Source organism: Halomonas sp. PBN3, from assembly GCF_000475415.1.
GTDB lineage: Bacteria > Pseudomonadota > Gammaproteobacteria > Pseudomonadales > Halomonadaceae > Halomonas > Halomonas shengliensis.
In genome coordinates, this window is the sequence record NZ_AXCA01000072.1 from 1 (window position 1) to 1,665 (window position 1,665).

The 1,665-nt window shown below is 70.0% G+C and carries 2 protein-coding genes; both read right to left on the minus strand.

The features are described 5' to 3' along the window. Positions 1–3: 3 nt before the first annotated feature. Positions 4–759 (minus strand): TIGR03759 family integrating conjugative element protein, encoded by a 756-nt coding sequence (locus tag Q673_RS0118080; RefSeq protein ID WP_081711974.1) that lies wholly within the window; start codon positions 757–759, stop codon positions 4–6. A gap of 19 nt (positions 760–778) precedes the next feature. After that, positions 779–1,540: a hypothetical protein gene (locus Q673_RS35500; RefSeq protein WP_023005036.1), complete on the minus strand. Its 762-nt coding sequence runs from the start codon at positions 1,538–1,540 to the stop codon at positions 779–781. Positions 1,541–1,665 lie beyond the last annotated feature (125 nt).

Sequence of the window (1,665 nt, forward strand, 5' to 3'; positions counted from 1 at the left end):
TCCTCACCTCGGGTAGACCTGCGGCAGCGACCCCATGGTGATGCCGTGCTCGGGGTCCGGCTGGCCGTGGTTGAGGGTGATGTCCCGCGCCCGCACGCGATCCGCCGGCACGCCCGCGCGGCGGGCCCAGTCGCGTATCACGGCGTCGTCGCCGTCGCTGTCGAGCACGAAGATGTCCATCTGGGCGCCCTGGGCCAGCAGCTCGCTGACGGTGCTGTCGCAGCGCTCGCACGCCTCTACTGCCACATACACCGTCAGGCGCGCCTGAAGTGCACCCTCATCGGTGAAGTGAAAGGCGTTGCGCGGCCGCAAGGTGAACTCATCCACCGGCATCTCGTCGGGATAGAGGCGCTGCCAAGCCTCGTCGTAGGCCCGCTGGAACGCCAGCTCCCGCTCGGTGCGCTCGCGCTCCACGGCCACCAGCAGCTCCGCATAGCGGCGGCGCTCCTCGGCGCTGCGCGCCTCGACGCCGAGTGCGGTGATGGGATCCAGGTTGGGTGACCAGACGCCCCGTGGCCCCTCCATCAGCGCCTCGTAGCGCTCCCAATCGCGCTCGGTCAGCCTCCAGGCTTCGGCCTGCTCCGTGCGCGTGCGAGTACGCTCGCTCTCGAGCATCCGCTGCGCCTCCTGAATCACGGCGGAGGCATCGGGGCGATGCTCCGGGGTGGACTGGGTAGTGGACTGGGCAGCGGCCTGGCTGGCCAGCAGCGCCACGGCAACGGTCATCGCGGCAAGCACAGCAGGTTTCGGGTTTGTCATCGCAGGATCTCAGGTGGGCTCAGGGAATCTGGACGTCGACGGAGCGGCCGTTGCGGCTGAAGACGGCGCGGGTGCCGCGGATACTGGTCAGCTCCCAGCCATCCTGGCGATCCCCGACGCCCAGCAGCCGGATATCCCGCAGGCTCGACAGGCCGTTGGGCGAAACGCCAACGTAGGGGCGCCCGCCCCGGGACTCGACGCCGGTGACCTGGAACGGGGGCGACGGCGGGGCCGCTGGCCGCGGCGCCTGGCGGGCAGGTGCCGGGCGTGGTGCCGCCTGCCGGCTCTGCTCGAGGCGCTTCTCCAGCGTCTGGATCTGCTCGTTCTGGGCGGTGACGCGCAGGTTGAGCTCGCTATCCAGGTGGCTCAGCGTCTCGGATAGCTCGGCCAGGCGGGACTCAAGCGGATCCCGCTGTTCCAGCTGCGCCTGTGCGGCGGTGATATCGGCGGCATTCTCCAGCCCGCGCTGCTCGGCTCGCTCGAGACGCTGGTCCAGCTCCGCCAGGTGCTGCTCCAGCACCGTCTGCTGCGATTCCACTCGGGCGAGCGCCTCCTCCAGGGGCACCACCGCCTGCTGCACCTGGGACTGCACCAGAGATTCCACCGGCACCTCCTCAGGCGCCGGCCTCAACAGCAGAGCCCCCGACACCACAGCACCGGCCAGGCTGACCGTCAGCAGGCCGTAGAGGGTCTTCCTGCTGCCCTTCCCTGCCCCGAACTTGCGGCGACGCTGCGGCTCCGTCGGCTTGTGGTTGGGCGACAGCTCGGTAGGCTCACGCATCGCTCACCTCCGCCACTGCTTCGTTGCGCTCGTCACGGCTGTCGTCGCCGTGCCCCGGCGCATAGCGGATATCCCGCACCTGGTAGCAGACCTCTCTGGCGACAGGGTCGACCTCCAGCTCCCAG

Bases quoted from the DNA above. Each gene is read 5' to 3' on its own strand.
- Q673_RS0118080 (WP_081711974.1), bottom strand. From the start codon at position 759: ATGACAAACCCGAAACCTGCTGTGCTTGCCGCGATGACCGTTGCCGTG.
- Q673_RS35500 (WP_023005036.1), bottom strand. From the start codon at position 1,540: ATGCGTGAGCCTACCGAGCTGTCGCCCAACCACAAGCCGACGGAGCCG.